Raw genomic sequence first — 328 nt, 5'->3', positions numbered from 1 at the left:
GGCACGCTAATTCAAGGCAGTCAATCCAAAGTGAGTAATAACATAATGGTTATTCCCTTATGAGTTTATTTAACGCAGAAGTAGCAAGCCAAAAACACTCCTACAAGCGAGTTTTAGCGACTCTGATGCTGCGTTAATGAGCTTGAACGTAGAATCACTATGCTCTTAATTCATTGCAAACCACATGACCTAGCATGTTCTTGACATGCTTAAGGCATTCCCTCCCTCCTTGGAGGTCAGATATAGGAGGTACGAGACCAAGGATGGTCGAAGGTAGAATAATGCAGGAGCAATTATCGAGAGTAACGCAGGAGCAGTTACCGAGGAG

The sequence above is a fragment of the Shewanella sp. 10N.286.54.B9 genome (genome assembly GCF_041468565.1).
Taxonomy (GTDB): Bacteria; Pseudomonadota; Gammaproteobacteria; order Enterobacterales; family Shewanellaceae; genus Shewanella.
Note: the sequence above shows the minus strand (reverse complement) of the source record.